This is a genomic window from Clavibacter sp. AC415 (assembly GCF_979252985.1).
This window is the reverse complement of sequence record NZ_CEEDAR010000014.1, coordinates 69342-89593: the sequence shown is the minus strand read 5'-3', so window position 1 is coordinate 89593 and position 20252 is coordinate 69342. Positions and strand designations below refer to the sequence as shown.

Annotated in this window: 12 protein-coding genes and 7 pseudogenes; 8 read left to right on the top strand and 11 right to left on the bottom strand. The window is 75.5% G+C overall.

What is annotated here, in order from left to right; genetic code table 11:
• Nucleotides 1-15 precede the first annotated feature (15 nt).
• The 3 genes from ACZ411_RS05185 to ACZ411_RS05175 are packed head-to-tail and all read left to right on the top strand — an operon-like array spanning nt 16 to nt 1698.
• The gene (locus ACZ411_RS05185) at nt 16-747 is read left to right on the top strand and encodes a hypothetical protein (RefSeq protein ID WP_464169002.1); all 732 of its coding nucleotides are present in this window, start codon (nt 16-18) and stop codon (nt 745-747) included.
• On the top strand, nt 744-1127 hold the full coding sequence (locus ACZ411_RS05180) for a hypothetical protein (protein WP_464169000.1): 384 nt from the start codon (nt 744-746) through the stop codon (nt 1125-1127). The genes ACZ411_RS05185 and ACZ411_RS05180 overlap by 4 nt, the downstream gene beginning before the upstream one ends.
• Nucleotides 1081-1698 carry a hypothetical protein gene (locus ACZ411_RS05175; protein ID WP_464168998.1) on the top strand — a complete coding sequence of 206 codons (618 nt, stop codon included), beginning with the start codon at nt 1081-1083 and terminating at the stop codon, nt 1696-1698. The genes ACZ411_RS05180 and ACZ411_RS05175 overlap by 47 nt, the downstream gene beginning before the upstream one ends.
• 94 nt (nt 1699-1792) lie before the next feature.
• On the opposite strand, the gene ACZ411_RS05170 is transcribed toward ACZ411_RS05175, so the two are convergent.
• From ACZ411_RS05170 to gatC, 4 genes and pseudogenes are all read right to left on the bottom strand, one after another.
• Nucleotides 1793-3430: an ABC-F family ATP-binding cassette domain-containing protein gene (locus tag ACZ411_RS05170; protein WP_464168996.1), complete on the bottom strand. Its 1638-nt coding sequence runs from the start codon at nt 3428-3430 to the stop codon at nt 1793-1795.
• The gene (gatB, locus tag ACZ411_RS05165) at nt 3427-4929 is read right to left on the bottom strand and encodes an Asp-tRNA(Asn)/Glu-tRNA(Gln) amidotransferase subunit GatB (protein ID WP_464168994.1); all 1503 of its coding nucleotides are present in this window, start codon (nt 4927-4929) and stop codon (nt 3427-3429) included. The genes ACZ411_RS05170 and gatB overlap by 4 nt, the downstream gene beginning before the upstream one ends.
• Nucleotides 4929-6477: pseudogene (gene gatA, locus ACZ411_RS05160) on the bottom strand (Asp-tRNA(Asn)/Glu-tRNA(Gln) amidotransferase subunit GatA). Before gatA ends, gatB begins: the two are co-directional and overlap by 1 nt.
• A 7-nt stretch (nt 6478-6484) precedes the next feature.
• A complete protein-coding gene (gene gatC, locus ACZ411_RS05155) occupies nt 6485-6868 on the bottom strand; it encodes an Asp-tRNA(Asn)/Glu-tRNA(Gln) amidotransferase subunit GatC (protein WP_094115652.1) in 384 nt (127 codons plus the stop codon).
• Between the two features lie 56 nt (nt 6869-6924).
• Here gatC and ACZ411_RS05150 point away from each other — a divergent pair, with 56 nt between their 5' ends.
• Nucleotides 6925-7371 (top strand): META domain-containing protein, encoded by a 447-nt coding sequence (locus ACZ411_RS05150; protein WP_464168992.1) that lies wholly within the window; start codon nt 6925-6927, stop codon nt 7369-7371.
• Nucleotides 7372-7395: 24 nt separating this feature from the next.
• Here ACZ411_RS05150 and ACZ411_RS05145 read toward each other — a convergent pair whose 3' ends face one another.
• Entirely contained in the window at nt 7396-7539 is a 144-nt protein-coding gene (locus ACZ411_RS05145) for a hypothetical protein (protein WP_262404113.1), read from the bottom strand.
• 17 nt (nt 7540-7556) lie between these two features.
• On the opposite strand from ACZ411_RS05145, the gene ACZ411_RS05140 reads away from it, so the two are divergent.
• Nucleotides 7557-7790: a hypothetical protein gene (locus tag ACZ411_RS05140; protein ID WP_464168989.1), complete on the top strand. Its 234-nt coding sequence runs from the start codon at nt 7557-7559 to the stop codon at nt 7788-7790.
• Here ACZ411_RS05140 and ACZ411_RS05135 read toward each other — a convergent pair.
• From ACZ411_RS05135 to ACZ411_RS05115, 5 genes and pseudogenes are all read right to left on the bottom strand, one after another.
• Nucleotides 7682-8215 (bottom strand): annotated as a pseudogene (locus ACZ411_RS05135) (alpha/beta hydrolase); the annotation flags it as partial. The gene ACZ411_RS05140 and the pseudogene ACZ411_RS05135 sit on opposite strands and share 109 nt — an antisense overlap.
• A complete protein-coding gene (locus ACZ411_RS05130; RefSeq protein WP_464168987.1) occupies nt 8152-8775 on the bottom strand; it encodes a hypothetical protein in 624 nt (207 codons plus the stop codon). The gene ACZ411_RS05130 and the pseudogene ACZ411_RS05135, both read right to left, overlap by 64 nt.
• A gap of 115 nt (nt 8776-8890) precedes the next feature.
• A pseudogene (gene ligA / locus ACZ411_RS05125) lies at nt 8891-11303 on the bottom strand (NAD-dependent DNA ligase LigA).
• A 7-nt stretch (nt 11304-11310) separates the two neighbouring features.
• Nucleotides 11311-12476: pseudogene (gene mnmA / locus ACZ411_RS05120) on the bottom strand (tRNA 2-thiouridine(34) synthase MnmA).
• Nucleotides 12473-13677, bottom strand: a pseudogene (locus tag ACZ411_RS05115) (cysteine desulfurase family protein). The pseudogenes mnmA and ACZ411_RS05115 overlap by 4 nt, the downstream one beginning before the upstream one ends.
• Here ACZ411_RS05115 and glgX point away from each other — a divergent pair.
• The 3 genes and pseudogenes from glgX (at nt 13676) to ACZ411_RS05100 (ending at nt 17374) form a co-directional block, all read left to right on the top strand.
• Nucleotides 13676-15753, top strand: a pseudogene (gene glgX / locus ACZ411_RS05110) (glycogen debranching protein GlgX). The pseudogenes ACZ411_RS05115 and glgX sit on opposite strands and share 2 nt — an antisense overlap.
• A 212-nt stretch (nt 15754-15965) precedes the next feature.
• On the top strand, nt 15966-16541 hold the full coding sequence (locus ACZ411_RS05105) for a hypothetical protein (RefSeq protein WP_464168985.1): 576 nt from the start codon (nt 15966-15968) through the stop codon (nt 16539-16541).
• A gap of 35 nt (nt 16542-16576) precedes the next feature.
• On the top strand, nt 16577-17374 hold the full coding sequence (locus ACZ411_RS05100) for a hypothetical protein (RefSeq protein WP_464168983.1): 798 nt from the start codon (nt 16577-16579) through the stop codon (nt 17372-17374).
• Here ACZ411_RS05100 and glgP read toward each other — a convergent pair.
• A pseudogene (gene glgP, locus ACZ411_RS05095) lies at nt 17296-19854 on the bottom strand (alpha-glucan family phosphorylase). The gene ACZ411_RS05100 and the pseudogene glgP sit on opposite strands and share 79 nt — an antisense overlap.
• Nucleotides 19855-20252 lie beyond the last annotated feature (398 nt).

Here is a 20252-nt window from a genome sequence, read left to right as displayed (position 1 = left end):
GCGTAGCGTGGCCGGGTGCCGTCCCCGACCCGCCTCCCCCGTCCGCTCCGCACCTCCCTCGCGCTCCTCGCCGCCGCCGGCCTCGTCGCCGGACTCGGCGCGTGCACCGCCCAGGACACCGCCCCCGAGGTGCTCCGGCCCGTCACCCGGAGCCCCGACGCGCCGCTGACGGTCGTCGGCGACGCCGACGGCTCCGCCGCGTCCGTCGCGATGAGCGGGAGCCTGTTCCGCTCCGCGCCCGTGGCCGTGCTCGTGCCCGTGGACGACGCCGCCGCGCAGGAGCTCGGCGCCGAGGCCGCCGTCGCGCTCGGAGCCCCGCTGATCGTCCAGGGCGCGGGAGCCGCGCCGGAGATCGAGCGGCTCGGATCCTCCGGGGTGCTCGCGGTCGGCGACCTGCCGGAGGACGACGCCGACGCGCTCCCCGGGTCGACGACCGTGGTGCGCGCCGACCACGCGGACGACGTCGCGCGCCTCACGGGAGCGGCGGTCGCGGATGCCGACGCGGACGCCGACGCCGACGCCGACCCGGCGGCCGCGGTCGCGCGGGTCGCCGCCCTCCCGGCTCCCGACGCGGACGCGTCGACCCCGGCGGCCGCCCCGGCCACCTCACCGACGGGATCCGACGGCGCCGCCCTGCCGCCCACCGCGCCCGCCGCCGCCCTCACCGGGGTGCACGCGCTGGCCACCGACGCCCCGCCGCCTCCCTCGCCGCGGTGGCCACGGCGCGGGCCGCGGGCGTCGGCGTGACCGTCCTCCCCGAGGCCGCCCCGGACCCCCGGGGCTCCGCCGACGCGGTGACCGCCCTGCACGACGCCGGTGCCACGAGCACCATCGCCGTCGGCGCCGCCTACGCCGACGACGCTGCGCTCGAGGGACGGATCCGCAGCGCCTCCACCGGCGACGAGCTGCCCGGCGGCGGCCAGCTCGTACTCCCCGGCAAGCGCTACGTCGCCCTCTACGGCGCCGCCGGCACCGGCGCGCTGGGCGTCCTCGGCGAGCAGGGTCCCGCCGATGCGGTGGCCCGCGCGAAGGCGCAGGCGGCCGAGTACCGAGCCCTTCTCCGACGAGCCCGTCATCCCCATGTTCGAGCTCATCGCCACGGTCGCCGCGGGCGCCGCCGGGGATGACGGCGACTACTCGTCGGAGGTGCCCGTCGAGACGCTCCAGCCCTGGATCGACGCGGCCCGCGAAGCCGGGGTCTACGTCGTCATCGACCTCCAGCCCGGCCGCACCGACTTCCTCACGCAGGCGAAGCGCTACGAGTCCGTGCTCGCGCAGCCCGGCGTGGGCCTCGCGCTCGACCCGGAGCGGCGCCTGGGGCCCGACCAGGTGCCGCTGGCGCAGATCGGCAGCGTGTCCGCGGCCGAGGTGGACGCGACCGCCGACTGGCTCGCCGGCCTCGTGCGCGACCGGGGCCTGCCGCAGAAGATGCTGGTCCTGCACCAGTTCCGGCTTGCGATGATCCAGGACCGCTCGACCCTCGACCTGTCCCATCCCGAGCTCGCGATGCTCGTGCACGCCGACGGACAGGGTGGACAGCCCGACAAGCAGGCCACGTGGCGGGCGCTGCACGCCGACGCCCCCGCCGGCCTCGCGTGGGGCTGGAAGAACTTCATCGACGAGGACACGCCCATGCTGACGCCCGAGCAGACGATGCGCGACGTCTCCCCCGTGCCCGACCTCGTCACCTACCAGTAGGAGCGGGTCCGGGCGCGGCGCGCGACGCGCAGACCGCGGACGGTGCCGCCCGGCGACGATGCGGGTCCGCGCGTGACGGCAGGTGCGGTAGCGCTCAGGACTCGGTGACGACGCCGGCCTCCACGTGCCAGTGGCGGTCGAGTCGCACCGCGTCGAGCATCCGCCGATCGTGGGTCACGAGCAGCAGCGTGCCGTCGTAGGACTCGAGCGCCTGCTCGAGCTGCTCGATGGCCGGCAGGTCGAGGTGGTTGGTCGGCTCGTCGAGGACCAGCAGGTTGACCCCGCGGGCCTGCAGCAGGGCGAGCCCCGCTCGGGTCCGCTCGCCCGGGGAGAGGCCGTCGACCGGGCGCGTGACGTGGTCGGCGCGGAGGCCGAACTTGGCGAGGAGCGTGCGCACCTCCGCGGGGGACATGTCGGGCACCTGCTCGGCGAAGGAGTCCGCGAGCGGCAGTTCGCCGCGGAGCGACGCGCGGGCCTGGTCGATCTCCCCCACCTGGACGCTCCGGCCCGGCGACGCCTCGCCGGCGTCCGGGGCGATGCGGCCGAGGAGGAGGCCGAGGAGCGTGGACTTGCCGGCCCCGTTCGGCCCGGTGATGCCGATCCGGTCGCCGCCGTCGACCTGCAGCGACACGGGTCCGAGCGTGAAGCCGCCGCGGGTCACCGCCGCGTCGCGGAGTGTCGCGACGACCGCGCTCGAGCGGGGGGCCCGTCCGATGGTGAAGGCGAGCTCCCACTCCTTGCGGGGCTCCTCGACCTCCTCGAGGCGCGCGATGCGGCTCTCCATCTGGCGGACCTTCTGGCCCTGCTTCTCGCTCGACTCGGCGGACGCCTTCCGACGGATCTTGTCGTTGTCGGGCGCCTTCCGCATCGCGTTCCGGACGCCCTGCGACGACCACTCCCGCTGCGTGCGGGCGCGGGCGACGAGGTCGGCCTTCGTGTCCGCGAACTGCTCGTACGCCTCCCGCGCGTGGCGGCGGGCGACCTGGCGCTCCTCGAGGAACGCGTCGTAGCCGCCGTCGTAGACGCGCACGCTGTCCTGCGCGAGGTCGAGCTCGACGACCGTGGCGACGCATCGGGCGAGGAACTCGCGGTCGTGGGACACGAGCACGACGCCGCCCCGGAGGCCGCGCACGAAGGACTCGAGGCGCGCGAGCCCGTCGAGGTCGAGGTCGTTGGTGGGCTCGTCGAGCAGCACGACGTCGAAGCGGCTGAGGAGGAGCGCGGCGAGGGCGACCCGGGCCGCCTGCCCGCCCGAGAGCCCCGCGGTGGGGAGGGCCGGGTCGAGGTCGAGCCCCAGCTCCGCGAGGCTCACGGGCAGGCGCTCGTCGAGGTCGGCCGCGCCGCTCGCCATCCAGCGGTCGAGCGCCGAGCCGTACGCGTCGTCGGCGCCGGGCAGGCCCTCGCCGAGCGCGACGGCGGTGCGGTCGAGCTCGGCGGTCGCCTCGGCGCAGCCCGTGCGGCGCGCGACGTACCCCGCGACGGTCTCGCCCGGGATCCGCTCGTGTTCCTGCGGGAGCCAGCCGATGAAGGCGTCGGCGGGCGACAGCAGCACGCGGCCGTCCTGCGGCGCGTCGACGCCCGCGAGGAGCCGCAGGAGGGTGCTCTTGCCGGCGCCGTTGGCACCGACGAGCCCGACGACGTCCCCGGGCGCGACCGTCAGGTCGAGCCCGGAGAACAGCGTCCGGTGCCCGTGGCCCCCGGAGAGGCCGCGGGCGACGAGGGTGGCGGTCACGAGGCCTGCGCGCGCTCCAGCACGAGCTCGCGCACGCGGGCTGCGTCCGCCTGGCCGCGCATGGCCTTCATCACGGCGCCGATGACGGCGCCGGCGGCCTGCACCTTGCCGTCGCGGATCTTCGCGAGCACGTCGGGCTGCGCCTGGAGCGCCGCGTCGATCGCCGCGATCAGCGGGCCGTCGTCGGAGACGACCGCGAGACCGCGGGCGTCCACGACCTCCTGCGCCGTGCCCTCGCCGTCGATGACGCCCTCGACGACGTCGCGGGCGAGCCGGTTCGTGAGCGTCCCGGCCTCGACCAGCTCGATCACCGACGCGACCTGCTCGGGCGTGATGAGCGTGGCGGCGTCGACCCCCCGCGCGTTGGCGATGCGGGCGATCTCGCCCGTCCACAACTTGCGCGCGGCCTGGGGCGCGGCGCCCGCCTCGACCGTGCCCACGAGCTCGGTGAGGAGGCCCGAGTTCACGACGTCCTGGAACTCGAGGTCGGTGAAGCCCCACTCGCCCTTGAGGCGGCGGCGGCGGATCGCGGGCGCCTCGGGCAGCGCGGCGCGCAGCTCCTCGATCAGCTCGGGGCTCGGCTGGACGGGCAGCAGGTCGGGCTCCGGGAAGTAGCGGTAGTCGTCGGCGTCGCTCTTGGGGCGGCCAGCGGACGTGCGCCCGGTGTCCTCGTGCCAGTGCCGGGTCTCCTGCGTGATGGTGCCGCCCGCGGCGAGGATGGCCGCCTGCCGCTGGATCTCGTAGCGGATGGCCCGCTCCACCGACCGCAGCGAGTTGACGTTCTTGGTCTCCGTGCGGGTGCCGAGCTTCCCGGAGCCGCGCGGGCTCAGCGAGATGTTGGCGTCGCAGCGGAGGTTGCCGCGCTCCATCTTGGCGTCGGAGATGCCGAGGGCCACGACGATGTCGCGGATGGTCGAGACGTACGCCTTGGCGAGCTCGGGCGCCTCGGCCTCGGCGCCGTAGATGATGTCGGTGACGATCTCCACGAGCGGCACGCCGGCGCGGTTGTAGTCGACCAGCGAGTGGTCGGCGCCCTGGATGCGGCCCGTCGCGCCGCCCACGTGCGTGAGCTTGCCGGCGTCCTCCTCCATGTGCGCGCGCTCGATGGGCACGGTGACGATGCGCCCGTCGGGCATCTCCACGTCGACCTGCCCGCGGAACGCGATGGGCTCGTCGAACTGGCTGATCTGGTAGTTCTTCGCGAGGTCGGGGTAGAAGTAGTTCTTCCGGGCGAAGCGCGAGCTCGGGGCGATCGCGCAGCCGAGCGCGAGCCCCAGGCTGATCGAGTAGCGCACGGCCTGCTCGTTGACCACGGGCAGCGAGCCCGGCAGCCCGAGGTCCACCGGCGTGATGTTGGTGTTGGGCTCCCCGCCGAAGAAGTTCGGCGCGTCGGAGAACATCTTCGTGCGCGTGTTCAGCTCCACGTGCACCTCGAACCCGAGCACGGGCTCGAACATCTCGATGGCCTTGTCGTAGTCCATCAGCTCGGCCTTGGCCATCAGTGCGTGTCTCCGTCCGTGGTGCGGGTCGCGGCGCGCGCGAGCTCGGGTGCCTGGGCGAGCAGCGGCCCGCCCCACTGCCGCTCGAGGATCTGCTCGAGCGCGGCGCCGACCGTGTAGAGGCGCGCGTCCTCGCGGGCGGGCGCCATGAACTGGATCCCGACGGGCAGCCCGTCCTCGGGCGCGAGCCCGATGGGGAGGCCGATGCCGGGGACGCCCGCGAGGTTCGCGGGGATCGTCGTGAGGTCGTTGAGGTACATCGCCAGCGGGTCGTCGAGCTTCTCCCCCAGCTTGAACGCCGTGGTCGGCGCGGACGGCGTGACGAGCACGTCGACCTGCTGGAACGCGGCGTCGAAGTCGCGCTGGATGAGCGTGCGGACCTTCTGCGCACTGCCGTAGTAGGCGTCGTAGTAGCCGGCGCTCAGCGCGTACGTGCCGAGGATGATGCGCCGCTTGACCTCGGGGCCGAAGCCGGCCTCGCGGGTGGCGGCCATGACGTCCTCGACCGTGCCGCCTCCGGGCGGGTTCACGCGGAGGCCGAAGCGCACGGAGTCGTACTTGGCCAGGTTGCTGGAGGCCTCGGCGGGGAGGATCAGGTAGTACGCGGCGATGGCGTGCTCGAAGTTCGGGGCGGAGACCTCGACGATCTCGGCGCCCGCCTGCTCGAGGAGCGCGAGCGCCTCGCGGAAGCGCTGCGTGACGCCGGCCTGGAAGCCCTCGCCGTCCAGCTGCTTCACGACGCCGATGCGGAGGCCCTTGACGGACCCGTCCCGCTGGCCGGCGCGCGCCGCCTCGGCGAAGGAGGGCCAGGCGTCGGTGAGGGACGTGGAGTCGCGGGGGTCGTGCCCGCCGATGACGTCGTGCACGAGCGCGGAGTCGAGCACCGTGCGGGAGACGGGGCCGACCTGGTCGAGGCTCGACGCGAGCGCGATGGCGCCGTAGCGGCTGACGCCGCCGTAGGTGGGCTTGACGCCGACGGAGCCGGTCACGGCGGCGGGCTGCCGGATGGAGCCGCCCGTGTCGGAGCCGAGCGCGACGGGCGCCTCGAACGCGGCGACCGCGGCCGCGGATCCGCCGCCCGAGCCGCCGGGGATGCGGTCGAGGTCCCACGGGTTGTGGGTGGGCCCGAATGCCGGAGTGCTCGGTGGAGGAGCCCATGGCGAACTCGTCCATGTTGGTCTTCCCCAGCGGCACGAGGCCCGCGGCGCGGAGGCGCCGCACGACGGTGGCGTCGTAGGGCGGGGTCCAGCCCTCCAGCATGCGCGAGCCGGCGGTGGACGGCATGTCGACGGTGCAGAGGACGTCCTTGATGGCGATGGGGACGCCCGCGAGGGGGCCGAGCGGGGCGCCGTCGGCGCGCTGGGCGTCGATCTCGGCGGCGCGCCCGAGCGCCGCCTCCCCGGAGACGTGGAGGAACGCGCGGACGTCGCCGTCCACGTGGTCGATGCGGTCGAGGTGCGCGCGCACGGCGTCCACGCTCGACACGTCGCCCGTGGCGAGCCGGTCGGCGAGGGCGGAGGCGCTGAGGCGCGTGAGGTCGTCGGTCATGGTGCTCCTACTGCTCTTCGCCGAGGATGGCCGACACCTTGAAGCGGCTGCCGTCGTGCTCGGGGGCGCCCGCGAGCGCCTGGGCGGTGGTCAGGGTCTCGCCCGGCACGTCGGGCCGGTAGACGTTGACCAGCGGGATCGGGTGGCTCGTGGCGGGGACGTCGGGCGTCGCGACCGCCGTGACCTTCGCGACCGAGTCCACGATGAGGCCCAGCTCCTCGGTGAGGGTCGCGATCTCCTCGGGGCTCAGGCGGATCCGCGCGAGGCCCGCGAGGTGCTCCACCTGCTCCCGGCTGATCTGCTCCGTGGGGGTCTGCGCGCCGTCGGCGCCGCGGGCGGGGGTCGTCTCCCCGCCGGTCGCGTCGGCGGGCTCGGGCCGGGTGTCGGACATGCGTCTCCAAAGGACTGTGAGCGGGGGTACCGGGAGATTCGATCAGCGTGGCCCCCATGCCCACCGCAGCCCGGAAGCCCACCCGACGCCGATCCGGGCGCCGCCTCGGCCTCCGGGTGGCGGCCGCCGGGGCCCTGGCCCTCGCCGCCCTGTCCGGCTGCGCGCCCGTGAGCGACGTGCGCGGCAACTGGCACCTCGTGGCCGGCAGCGACGCCGACGGCGACCTGGGCGTGGCCGACGCGCTCGTGACGATGCGCGTCGGCGGCGGGCAGGTGAGCGGCCGCGGCCCCTGCAACGACTACTCCGGCCCGATCGGCGACCCGGGGCCCGGCATGCTGCGGGACGTCGTGCCCGGCGAGCTCCCCTGCGGCGACGGGGGCCTCGAGGCGCGCTACCTCCGCGACCTCGCCGGGGTGTCCGCCCTCGCGGTCGAGGACGGCCACCTCGTGGCATCCGGACCCGACGACGTGCGGCTGGAGTACGCCGAGCGCAGCCGCGGCTGAGCCGGCAGGCCGGCTGCGGGGCCGCTACCGGCCGCTCGCGTCCGTCATCGCGTCCTCGGCCACCGTGCGGCCGAGCCCGATGAGCGCGAGGTTCCGGAACGACTCCGTGCCGCGGTCGAAGTAGCTGTTGTGCCCGACGACGCCCGCGAGCGCGCCGTCGGCGGACACGCCGGCGGGACGATCCCGTGCCGGCGACGCCGAAGTGCTCCGCCCCGAACGACGCGCTGCCCGGATCCGAGCCGAAGTACGACGAGCCGACGACCGGGTCCCAGGGCGCCTCGCCCACGAACACGCGACCGGCGGGCACGTCGAGCTGCGCGGCCTGGCGCACCGCGCCGCCGGGCGACCCGACCATGGCCAGCGCGTCGACGGCCGCGCGGCCGCTCGAGAGCGCGAGCATCGACGCCGTCGACCCGTAGGAGTGCGCGATGACGCTCACATAGGGCGGGTCGTCCGACCGGATCCCCTGGATGCCCTGGATGGCGCCCTCCAGGTACTGCGCGCCCTCCTCCGCGAGCGCGAGCGTGCCGATGCCCGTGAGGTCGGGCGTGCGGTAGCCGATCCACGCGATCGCGGCGGCCCCTCCCGGTCCCCCCTCGCCGGGGACGCGTCCGAGGAGCGCCGCCTGCTGCTGCTGCAGGCGCGCCGCCACGTCCGTCCAGTCGACGAGGCGGTCGGCGACGGAGTAGTACATGCCGGGCACGACGATGCTGACGTAGGCCGCCGTGTCGAGGTCGCCCAGCACGATGCCGGCGCGTCCCGGCCACGCGGTGTCGAGCGTCAGCAGGGAGCGCTCGGGTCCTCCCGGAGAGACCTGGAGCGCGTCGCGCACCTCGGCCAGCATGCGGAGGTCCCGCCCGAGGAGCTGCTGCGCGCCGCGACCCGACGTGGTCCGGCGGCGGCGCGCAGGGCGGCCTCCCGCTCGTCGAGGAGTCGGCGGTTGGCGGCGTCGCGGTCGACGACGGGCAGGCCCTCGAGGTTGCCGACGAGCTCCGGCACGCCCTCCGTGAGGGCACGACGCGCGGAGGGGGCGAGGCCCGACCACCACCCCGCGACGCCCGACGCCGCGGGCGGGCGGCGGATGAGCTCGCGGATCGTCGTCGGGATGCGGGACGACAGCCTCTGGAGCTCGGGCACGTCGAGCGCGGGCAGCCCGCCGAGGATCGCCACCGGGGACGCGTCGCGGAGGGCGGCGTCGGAGACGTCCGCGTCGCGGAGCCGCTGCACGACGCTCGCGGGGCCGGGCAGGCGCGCTCCCGCCGCGGGATAACCGGCGTCGGGACCCGCGAGCACCGCGGGCGGACGCGTCGCCGCCCGGGCGCCGTCCGCAGGCGCGACGACGGCCCCGACCAGTCCGCAGACGATGGCCGAGACGGTCAGCACCACGCGGACGCGAGACGGCACGATTCCAGATCCCCCCGAGAGCCGGAGCGGGAGGGCTCGCACCGGGGACTCGGCGGGCCGCGCGCCGACGCACCCGGTCATGCTATCGGCGCCGCGCCCGAGAGCACAGGGCCGGTCAGGACGCGGACACGCCGCCCTCCGCCGTGTCGTCCGGCGCGTCGCCGGCCGCGTCGTCCGCGGCGGGTGCGGCCGCCGACGACTCCGCGTCCGGCTGCGGCTCCTCCTCGGGCAGCGCGATGGCGTCGGGACCCTGCTCCACGAGGAGGCGGAACTCCGCCGCGTCGATGATGCGCATGCCGCAGGGCCTCGGCCCTGCCCAGCTTCGAGCCCGCGCCGGGACCGGCCGCCACGTAGTGCGTCTTCTTGCTGACGCTGGAGCCCGCCTTGCCGCCCGCCGCCATGATCGCCTCGAGCGCGCCCTCGCGGGTGTAGCCCTCGAGGGAGCCGGTGGCCACCACCGTCAGCCCCGCCAGCACCCCGCCCGCGGCGGCCGCGGCGCCCGGACCCAGGTGGCCGGGGACGGCGGTGACGACGCCCGCGCGCTCCCACCGCTCCACGATCTCCCGGTGCCAGTCGACCTCGAACCAGTCGATGAGGGCGTCGGCGATGATGCCGCCCACGCCGTCGACGGCGGCCAGCTCCTCGCGGCTCGCGGCCCGGATGGCGTCGAGCGAGCCGAACCAGCCGGCGAGGCCGCGCGGCCACCGGCCCCACGTGGCGGATGCTGAGGGCCACGAGGATGCGCCACAGATCCTGCGACTTGGCCTTCTCGAGGTTCTCCAGCAGCACCTCGGCGGACTTCGACGGGACGGACGCCTCGTCGCCCCACGGCTCGGCCGGGTCGAACGCGCCGTCGCGCTTCGGGACCCGCTTGCGGCGGAACGGCGTGACGCGCTTGGCCTCCCCCGTGCGCTCGTCGACCTTCACCATGCCGGTCTCGGCGTCGCGGACGACCACCGTGATGGGCACGAGGTCGTCCATGGTGAGCTCGAAGAGGCCCGCCTCGGTCTCCAGCGGCGGCACCTCGGGCTCGAGCGGCTGCGTGAGCGCGGCCGCGGCGACCTCGCCGAGGCCCTCGATGTCGAGCCCGCCGCGCGAGGCGACGTGCTCGACGCGGCCCCGCACCTGCGCCGGGCAGCTGCGCGCGTTCGGGCACCGGAGGTCGATGTCGCCCTCCTTGGCGGGCCTCAGCGGCGTGCGGCACTCCGGGCAGAGAGTCGGCATGACGAACTCGCGCTCCTGACCCGTGCGCAGCTCGACGACCGGGCCGAGCACCTCGGGGATGACGTCGCCGGCCTTCCGGAGCACGACCGTGTCGCCGATGAGCACGCCCTTGGCCTTCACAACCTGCTGGTTGTGCAGCGTGGCCTGGCGCACCTCGGAGCCGGCCACCTCGACCTTCTCCATGACGGCGAACGGCGTGGCGCGACCCGTGCGGCCCACGCTCACGACGATGTCGAGGAGCGTCGTGGTGACCTCCTCGGGCGGGTACTTGTACGCGGTCGCCCAGCGGGGGCTCGGCTCGTGGCCCCCAGCTCCTCGTGCAGCCCCAGGTCGTCGACCTTGATGACGATGCCGTCGATCTGGTGCTCGACCTCGGCGCGGTTCGCGCCGTGGCGGCGGACGAAGGCCGTGACGTCCGCGATGTCGTCGAACACGCGGAAGTGGGTCGAGATGGGCAGCCCCCACCCGGCGAGGAGGCCGTAGACCTCGGACTGCGCGGACACCCCCGCGTCGGCCTCGAGCTCCCGGACGGGCCACGCGCCGATGCCGTGCACGAGCATGCGGAGGCGGCGGATGCGCGCGTGCATGAGCTCGAGGCGGGCGGGGCTCTTCCCGTCCTCCTTCTGCCGGAGGCTCCCCGCGGCGGCGTTGCGCGGGTTGGCGAAGACGCGCTCGCCCACCTCCAGCTGGCGGGCGTTCAGCTCGTCGAACTCCGCGACGGGGAAGAAGATCTCGCCCCGGACCTCCACGAGCGGCGGGTGCCCGGTGCCGGTGAGGCGCTCCGGGACGGTGCCCATGGTGAGCACGTTCCGCGTGACGTCCTCGCCCACGACGCCGTCGCCGCGCGTCGCGGCCGTGACGAGCACGCCGTCCTCGTAGCGCAGGTTGATGGCCAGGCCGTCGATCTTCAGCTCGCTCAGCCAGCGGACGCGGCCGCTGCCGGCGTCGCGCACGACCTTGGCGGCCCACTCGCCGAGCTCCTCCTCGCTGAAGACGTTGTCGAGGCTCAGCATGCGCTCGGCGTGCGTGACGGGCGCGAAGAGCGTCGTCTCCGCGCGGCCGCCCACGGTCTGGGTGGGGCTGTCCTGGCTGCGGAGCTCGGGATGGGCTTCCTCCAGCGCCTCCAGCTCGTGGACGAGCGCGTCGTAGTCGCCGTCGGAGACGACGCTGCCCGTCCGGCCGTAGTACTCGTCGCGGTGGCGCTCGATCTCGGCGCGGAGCGCGTCGACCCGGTCGGACGCGGCCCGGAGGTCGTCGGGGGTGGTGGCGGGCACGGCGTCGGAGGCGGTGGTGGCGTCGCTCATGTCGCGGCTACTCCCCTGCTGCCGCGCCGACGAGGGCGTCGGCGGCGCGCATCGGCGGCCGCGCGTCCGCGACGGCGCTCACGGTGCGGTCGATGGTGACCTGGCCGAGCACGCGCGTGCCGGCGTAGACGACGGCGGTCTGCCCGGGGGCGACGCCGTGGAGGTGCTCGCGGGGGGTGATCACGAGCTCCAGCGTGCCGTCGACCCCCGACACCCGGGCACGGGCGGGGACCGGGTCGGCGTGGGCGCGGATCTGCACGTCGCAGTCGAAGGCCTGGTCGGGCCGCGTCGGCGGCGTGCCGGCCCACGTGAAGGAGCTCCCGGCGATCTCCCGGATCGCGAGCGCCTCCTGCGGGCCGACGACCACCGTGTTGTCCTTCGGCCGGATCTCCAGCACGAAGCGCGGCCTCCCGTCCGCCGCGGGGGTGCCGATCGCGAGGCCCTTGCGCTGGCCCACCGTGAACGCGGCGGCGCCCGCGTGCGCGCCGATCACGTCGCCCGCGCCGTCGAGGATGTCGCCGGGCTCGGCGCCCACGCGGTCGGCGAGCCAGCCGCGCGTGTCGCCGTCGGGGATGAAGCAGATGTCGTGGCTGTCGGGCTTCTGCGCCACCTGGATGCCGCGGGCCGCGGCCTCCGCGCGCACCTCGGCCTTGGAGGGCGTGGATCCGAGGGGGAAGTAGGAGTGCGCGATCTGCTCCGCAGTGAGCACGCCGAGCACGTACGACTGGTCCTTCGCCCAGGCGGCGGCGCGGTGCAGCTCGGGCCGCCCGTCCGGTCCCTCGAGCACGTCCGCGTAGTGGCCCGTGCAGACGGCGTCGAAGCCGAGGTCGAGGGCCTTCTCGAGTAGCGCCGCGAACTTGATCCGCTCGTTGCAGCGCATGCACGGGTTGGGGTGCGCCCCGCCCGGTACTCGGCCACGAAGTCGTCGACGACGTCGGCCGCGAACCGCTCCGAGAAGTCCCACACGTAGAAGGGGATGCCGAGGAGGTCCGCCGTCCGCCGCGCGTCCATCGAGTCCTCGATGGTGCAGCAGCCGCGGGATCCGGTGCGGAGCGTGCCGGGCATCCGGCTGAGGGCCAGGTGCACGCCCGTCACGTCGTGCCCGGCCTCCACGGCCCGGGCGGCGGCCACGGCGGAGTCGACTCCGCCACTCATCGCTGCGAGGATCTTCACCCTCGGAGCCTACGCGCCGCACGTCCCGCGAGCCCCGCCCGGGAGGCACGCGCGACCGCGTCCGGGAGGGCGGCGAGGACCGCGTCCACGTCGGCGTCGGTGGTCGTCCGGCCGAGCGTCATGCGGAGGGCGCCGCGCGCCTCGTCCTCGGGCACGCCCATGCCGAGGAGCACGTGCGATACCTCGGGGACGCCGGCCTGGCAGGCGGAGCCGGTCGAGACGGACACGCCGGCCATGTCGAGGAGCAGGAGGAGCGAGTCGCCCTGGCACCCGGCGAAGGTGAGGTGCGCGTTGCCGGGGAGCCGGCCCGCCGGGTCCGGGTCGCCGCGGAGGACCGCGCCGGGGACGTCGCGCAGCACCGTGCGGACGAGCCGGTCGCGGAGGGCGGCGAGGCGGACGCGCTCGGCGTCGAGCTCGGCGACGGCGAGGGTCACGGCCACGGCGAAGGCCACGGCGGACGCGGCGTCCTGCGTGCCCGAGCGCACCTGCCGCTGCTGCCCGCCGCCGTGGATGAGCGGGTCGACCCGCGCGTCGCGGGCGAGGACGAGGGCGCCGCTGCCCACCGGCCCGCCGACCTTGTGCGCCGAGACGCTCACGGCGTGGACGCCGGCGTCGCGCCACCGCCGGAACGGGACCGGCATGTGACCGAGGGCCGCGACCGCGTCGACGTGCACGGGCACGCCGTGGGCCGCGGCGAGCGCCGCGAGCTCCTCCACCGGCTGGATCGTGCCGACCTCGTTGCTGGCGGCGAGGAAGGTGAGGAGCGAGACGGAGCCGGGATCCGCGGCGAGCGCGGTCGCGACGGCGGCGACGTCGATGCGGCCGAGGGCGTCCAGCGGCAGCCGCTCGACGACGGCCCCCTGGCGCTCGAGCCACTCGACGGTGTCCACGGTGGCGTGGTGCTCGCCGTCGGGCACGAGGATGCGCGTCCGACGGGGTCGGCGGCCGTGCGCGCGGCGTGCAGGCCCTTGATCCCGAGGTTCACCGACTCGGTGCCGCCCGAGGTGAGGACGACCTCCACGGGCTCCGCGTCGAGGGCGCGGGCGATGGACTCGCGGGCCTCCTCGAGCACGCGACGGGCCTCCTGGCCGTGCGAGTGGATGGAGGACGGGTTGCCGACCAGCGTGAGCGCCCCGGCGAGCGCCGCGATCGCCTCCGGCCGCAGGGGGGTCGTGGCCGCGTGGTCCAGGTAGACCGTCATGCCATCTACCCTAGGTCGCATGCCGCGCCCCGGACCGCCCGAGCCCCTGGGGCTGACCCCCGCCGACACGGGCGGCACGCTGCGCCTCGTGAGCCACGGCGCCTCGAGCGTCGAGCTCACCGTCTCGGCGGTCGACGACCCCCGGCGCGTGGCGCAGGTGGTCCCGATGGAGCGCGGCGAGCACGGCGTGTGGACGGGGTCCAGCGAGCTCCTCGTGCCCGGCACCGCGTACTCGGTGCGGGTCGACGGCGATCCCTCCCCCGGCGACGCGTTCGACCCGACCCGGCACCTGCTCGACCCCTATGCCCGCGGCCTCGTGCAGGTCGGCCCGGCCGCGTGGCGCTCCGTCGTCACGCGCCCCGTGCCCGACGCGGAGCGCGCCGCCCGCCGCGCCGCCCGGCCGGTCGTGCCGCGGGACCGCCAGGTCGTCTACGAGATGCACGTGCGGGGGTTCAGCAAGCTCGACGAGCGCCTGCCCGAGGAGCTGCGCGGCACCTACGCGGGGCTCGGCCACGCGGAGTCGGTGGCGCGCCTGGTCGACCTCGGGATCACGACGGTCGAGCTCCTGCCGGTGCACGCCTCCACGAGCGAGGAGCGTCTGCGCGCCCAGGGGCGCATCAACCACTGGGGCTACAACACGCTCGCCTACCTGGCGCCGCATGCGCCCTACGCCACCCGCCGCGCCCGCGAGGCGGGGGCCGACGCGGTCGCGGACGAGTTCCGGGCCATGGTCGACGCCCTGCACGCCGCCGGCATCCAGGTCGTGCTCGACGTGGTGTACAACCACACCGCCGAGGAGGGCGCCGACGGCCCGGTCACGAGCCTCCGGGGCATCGACGGGTCGCGCTACTACCGGCACACCCCGGACGGGACGCCCATCGACGTGACCGGCTGCGGCAACACGCTCGACCTCTCCCGGCCCGACGCGCAGCGGCTCGTGCTCGACAGCCTCGAGCACTGGTCCGACGTCATGGGCGTCGACGGCTTCCGCTTCGACCTCGCCGTCACTCTGGGGCGCGACGAGCACGTGGACTTCGACCCGGGCACCCGCTCCTCCGCGCCATCGTCGAGGACGAGGCGCTCGCGGGCCTCCTGATGATCGCCGAGCCGTGGGACGTGGGCATGGGCGGCTGGCGGACGGGCGGGTTCGGATCCGGCTGGAGCGAGTGGAACGACGGCTACCGCGACCGCGTGCGCGACTTCTGGCTCGCCGACGTCGCCGAGGCCCGCCGCTCGGGACGCGCGCCCCAGGGCGTCGGGGCGCTGGCGTCGTGCCTGGCGGGGTCGTCGGAGACGTTCGCGGCCGAGCGCGGACCGCTGGCGTCCGTCTCGTTCGTCACGGCGCACGACGGCTTCACGCTGGCGGACCTGACGTCGTACGACCGCAAGCACAACAGCGGCAACGGCGAGTCGAACCGCGACGGGACGGACGCGAACCGCTCCTGGAACCACGGGGTGGAGGGACCGACGCGCGACGCGGCGGTCCTCGCCGGGCGGCGCCGCACGTCGCGCAACCTGCTCGGCACCCTGCTGGTGTCCGCGGGCATCCCGATGCTCACGATGGGCGACGAGCGCGGCCGCACGCAGCGCGGCAACAACAACGGCTACTGCCTCGACAACGAGGCGACGTGGGTGCACTGGGACGAGGACGCCTGGCGCCTCGACCTGCACGCCACCACCCGGCACCTGCTGCGCATCCGTCGGGAGAACCCGGCGCTGCGCCCGGTGCGCTACGCCTCGCCCGAGGCCGCGGTGCCGAGCGCGTCGGTGCTCTCGTGGCGTGACGCCCAGGGCCGGCCGATGACGGAGGGGGCGTGGGCCTCCGCCGACACGCGGACCCTGCAGTGGATCACGACCTCCACGCCCGAGACGGAGGAGCCGAGCACCGTCCTCGTCGTCGTGCACGGTCTCGAGGGGGCCGTCGACGTCACGCTCCCCGCGCAGCCCGGCGTCGCCGCGTGGCACCTGCTGTGGACGAGCGAGTGGGAGCGCCCCGAGCCGGTGACGGAGGACGACGCCCCGGGCGACCGGGTCGCGGTGCAGGGGCCCTCATTGCGCGTCTACCGCGCCCGCTGACCGCCCGCCGGCCGCCCGCGGTTCCGTCCGCTCGTCCGCCCGCGGGGCCGCCACCTGGTCCGCCCGCGTGGAGGGTCCGGCGCCTGCGGACGGGACGCCGCTCCCGGACGGGGGCCGCGGCGGGTTCGCGTCGCCGGGCGGTCGTGTGCTCTGCTGGACGGGCCCGCACGATCCCCCGCGCTCCGCCGCGCCCGAGACCGAGGACGCCGCACGTGACCGACGAGACCCCCGCCCCGCACGCCGACCGCTCCCCCGAGGACGGCCCTCCCGCTGCGCGCCGCCGGCTGTCCCGGCGCGCGCTCGTCGCGGCGGGCGGGGTCGCGGCCCTCTCCGCCGTGGCGGCGATCGCCGGCTGCACCACGACGCCGCGCCCCGCCGATCCCACCGCCGATCCGGAACCCGCGCCGTCCGCGGACCCCGACGACCCGCCCGCGCCCGCCGTGACGGAGTCGGGCGGCCCGCCCGTGGAGCCCATGACCTACGCGCCCGACGACGCGCTCGCGGGCTTCTACGCGCTCCGGGAGAGCATCCGCGAACGGCGCCTGACGCATCGGCGTGCTCGGCGACAGCATCGCCGAGGGACAGGGCGCGTCGACCCTCCAGCACGCGTACCCCGCCCAGCTGCGGGACCGGCTGCGGGGCGCGTACCCGTCGGGCGCACGCGGCGGGCTCGACTACATCGCGTCCCGGCACCAGATCACCGTCCCCGCCGACCAGGGGTTCCGGTTCTCCGGGCACGCCCACGGCGGGAGGCCGGCACGGCTGGGGCCGGCGCGTCGTTCCGCTGACGGAGGCCTCGGGTCCCGGCACCTACACGGCGCGCATGACGTCGGCGCGGATCTGCTGGTGGGCGCCCGGGCTCGATGCCGCGATCACCGTCCAGGTCGACGACGGGGCGCCCGAGGCGGTCCGCGCCGAGGCGGGCGGCTCCCTCACGTGGACGAGCCCGCAGCTGGACCCGGCCGAGCACACGCTCACGGTCGCCTGGGCGGGCGGACGGCCCGAGCTCGAGGGCGCCTGGCTCTTCGACGGCGACGAGGAGCGCGGCGTGCACGTCATCGAGGGCGGCAACTCCGGCTCTCAGCTCTGGCAGCTCTCGGAGCTCGCCCGCCCGGACGGGGTGAGCACGTGGATCCGCTCGGCGCCGCGCTTCGAGCTCGACCTGTGGATGCCGGAGCACCTCATCAACGACGTGGTGGTCCGCACCCCCGAGCAGGTGCGCTCGGACGCCCGGGTGCTCATCGAGCTGATCCGCACGACGAGCGAGGCGCCCATCCTGTTCACGCCGCCGTACGAGCGCACGACGCTGCCCGTCGCGGGCACGACGTGGGCCGACTGGACATCGGGGCGCTCCGCGACGCCGCGTCGACGGATCCGCTCGCGGACGTGTTCGAGATCGGCGCCTACATCCCGCGCATGGTCGGCGAGGGCGCCTCCGACCCCTACGGCTGGATGGGCCCCGACAACCACCCGAACGACCGGGGTACGCTCGCTTCGCCGAGGTGCTCGCGGCGAAGCTCCAGGCGACCCCCGCCTGACGGGTCAGCCCGCGACCGCCACCAGCCCGGGCTCGGCGCTCGAGGCCAGCAGCTCGTGGCGCGGGACGACCCGGACCGTGTAGCCGAAGGGCCCCGCGCTCGTGAGCGGCACGGCACCGGCGTACTCCTGCTGGCCGTCCCCGCTCCCGACGGCCTCGAGCGGGTGCCGGACGGCATCGGTGAGCACGTCGCCGTCTCCGGTCGCCCCGTGCACGACCTCCACGGTCACGTCGTCGCCGCCGAGCCCGCCGAGGTCCACCCAGGCGCGCACCCGGAGCTCGTCGCCCACCTGCGCCTGCGGCCCCACGCCCTCGGACTCGACGTGGGCGACCTGCACCGACGGCCAGGCGGACGCCACGCGGCCCCGCCAGGCCGCGAGCTCGCGGGCCCGGGCGTGGTCGTCCGCCGCGACGATCCGCTGCGCGCGACCCGCGGGCACGTACAGCCGCTCGACGTACTGGCGCACCATGCGGTCGGCGCTGAGCTCGGGCGACAGCGTCGCGAGCGTGTGCCGGATGTCCTGCACCGCAGCCGGCGGGCACCCCGTCGGCGTCGCGCTCGTAGAAGCGCGGCGCGATGCGGTTCTCGATGAGGTCGTAGAGCGCGGTCGCCTCCATGGCGTCTCGCTCGGCGCCGTCGTGCGCGCGGTCGGCCGACGGGATCGCCCAGCCGTTGCGGCCGTCGGAGTACTCGTTCCACCAGCCGTCGAGGATGGACAGGTTGAGCGCGCCGTTGAGCGCGGCCTTCATCCCGGAGGTGCCGCACGCCTCGAGCGGGCGCAGCGGGTTGTTGAGCCAGACGTCGGTGCCGGGGTAGAGCAGCTGCGCCATGCCGATGTCGTAGTCGGGGAGGAACACCAGCCGCCCGCGGATGCCGGGCTCCGCGGCGAACCGCACGAGCTCCTGGATGAGGCGCTTGCCCTCGTCGTCGGCCGGGTGCGACTTGCCCGCCACGACGATCTGCACGGGCCGGTCCGGGTCGGTGAGGATGCGGCGGAGGCGCTCCCGGTCGTGGAGCATGAGCGTGAGGCGCTTGTAGGTGGGCACGCGGCGCGCGAACCCGATGGTGAGCACCTCGGGGTCCAGCACGTCCTCGAGCCACGCGGGCTCGACCGCGCCCGGGTTCTGCTCGCGCCAGGCGCGGGTGACCCGGCGGCGCGCGTCGGCGACGAGCTGGCGGCGCATGCGGCCGCGCACGTCCCACAGCTCGCCGTCGGCGACGGCGGACGACGACCAGTCGGCCGCCGTGGTGTCCCACGTGCCGAGCCGCTCGCGGGCGAGCGACATGAGCATCGGATCCGTCCAGGTCGGCGCGTGAACGCCGTTGGTGACGCTCGTGATCGGCACCTCCTCGGTGTCGAAGCCCGGCCAGAGCCCCGAGAACATGCCGCGGCTGACCTCGCCGTGCAGCTGCGAGACGCCGTTGGCCCGCTGGGCGAGCCGCAGGCCCATGAGCGCCATGTTGAACACGTCCCGGCTGCCGCCGTCGTGGGTCTCGGCCCCGAGCGCGAGGACGCGGTCGGCGGGCACCCCGGGCAGCAGCGCGTCCGTGACGTGCGCGCGGACGAGCTGGACGTCGAAGCGGTCGATGCCGGCGGGCACGGGCGTGTGCGTCGTGAAGACCGTGCCGGCGCGCACCACCTGCAGGGCCTCGTCGAACCCGAGGCCCTCGGCCATGAGCGTGGAGATGCGCTCGACGCCGAGGAACCCGGCGTGCCCCTCGTTGGTGTGGAAGACGCGCGGCACGGGCGACCCGGTGACGCGGGAGTGGGCGGCGATGGCGCGCACCCCGCCGATGCCGAGGAGGAGCTCCTGGTGCAGGCGGTGCTCACCGCCGCCGCCGTAGAGGCGGTCGGTGACGCGGCGGAGCTCGTCGTCGTTGTCGGGCACGTCGGTGTCGAGCAGCAGCAGCGGGATCCGGCCGACGCGGGCCACCCAGATGCGCGCGTGCAGCGTGCGGTCGCCGGGGAGCCCCAGGGAGACCTGCACGGGCGCCCCCTCGCCGTCGCGCAGCACCTGCAGCGGCAGGCCGTCCGGGTCGAACACCGGGTAGGTCTCCTGCTGCCAGCCGTCGGACGAGATGCCCTGCCGGAAGCACCCGGAGCGGTAGAAGAGGCCGACGCCGACGAGCGGGACGCCGAGGTCGGAGGCGCTCTTCAGGTGGTCGCCGGCGAGGATCCCGAGGCCGCCGGAGTACTGCGGCAGGGCCGCGGCGATGCCGAACTCGGGCGAGAAGTAGCCGACGGCCTCGGGCACGTCGTCGTCGAGGGAGCTGGTACCAGCGGGGCTCCCGCACGTAGGCGCGGAGGTCGGCGCGCTGCTCCTCCGCCCAGGCCACGAAGGCGTCGTCGGCGGCGAGCTCGCGCAGCCGCCCCTGGTCGACCGCGCCGAGGAGCGCCACCGGGTCGTGTCCCGGTGCCCTCCCACAGCTCCGGGCTCACGTGCGCGAACACGCGGCGGGTGGGCTCGTACCAGGACCACCGGAGGTTCCCGGCGAGCTCGTCCAGCGCGGACAGCTCCTCCGGGAGGACGGCACGGACGGTGAATCTGCGGATGGCCTTCACGGACTCCCCGGACCGGCGGCGGCGGGCGGATGCGCGCGGATGGGACCCGAGCCTAGGGGCGCGGGAGGGACCGCACCAGGGTGCCCGAGCGCGGGTGCGCTCCGGCGGACAGGCGGTGACGTCCGCGTGTCGGGCATCCGGACGGCGTCCGACACCGCCGCGCCGAGCGACGGCGGGACGGCGCACGGGCTACGGTCGAACAGTGACCACACCCCAGGACGGAACCGATCCCCTCTCCCGCCCGGTGCGCGGCCGTGCAGCCCGCAAGCTCGCCAAGGCCCAGAAGCTCCAGGACGCCCAGAAGCCGGCGGCCCCGAGGCCCCCGCTGATCCCCGAGGGCGCCCGCGCAGGCAGCGCCCGCGCCCCTGCCCGAGCCGGTCGAGCCGGAGCCCGTGCGC